Source organism: Paenibacillus sp. 598K, assembly GCF_003851045.1.
GTDB lineage: Bacteria > Bacillota > Bacilli > Paenibacillales > Paenibacillaceae > Paenibacillus_D.
This window is the reverse complement of record NZ_BFBX01000187.1, coordinates 462-1,092: the sequence shown is the minus strand read 5'-3', so window position 1 is coordinate 1,092 and position 631 is coordinate 462. Positions and strand designations below refer to the sequence as shown.

Here is a 631-nt window from a genome sequence, read left to right as displayed (position 1 = left end):
GATGACCCGGATCGAGGCGTTCTTCGGACTGGGCGCGTTGGCGATGCCGGCGCTCGCAGCGCTGCTGATCACGCGCGACCTGTGGGCCTGGTCGTTCCCGGTCGTGATGATATTGGCCGGCATCACCGTGCTGCTCTGGGCCGTGCTGCCGATGGGCAAGGCCGAAGCCTTGCTCTCGCATCGGCGCGAGGCGATGCATCAAGCGGCTGTGCAGCGGCCGGGCTACAGCCGGGCGGTGCTGCCGTTCTTGCTGATGGGAGTGTGCTACTTCCTGCTCTACGTTGGCATGGAGATGAGCTTCTCCAACTACCTGCCCTCGATCATGATCGGACAGACCGGCATGGATCAAGCCGATGCGGCGATGACGATGAGTCTGTTCTGGGGCCTGATGGTCGTCGGGCGCCTCGTCGTCGGTCCGATCGCCGACCGGATCGGGCACGGCCGCTACCTTGCGATATCGACGGCGGCTGGCACGGTGCTGTTCGTCCTGCTGCTGTTCTCCGCCCATGTCGTCTGGAGTCTGATCTTCATCGCACTGAGCGGCCTCGTCTGGTCCGGCGTCTTTGCGATCGGGCTCGTCTATGTGAACCAGCAGCTGCCGGGCATGACCGAGCGCACGACGAGCCTGCTC

General features: G+C 64.8%; 1 protein-coding gene. It reads left to right on the top strand.

Features of this window, described 5'->3' with window-relative positions:
• Positions 1–631, top strand: a 631-nt coding sequence (locus PA598K_RS34200) for an MFS transporter (RefSeq protein ID WP_128661193.1), incomplete at both ends; no start/stop codon positions are given.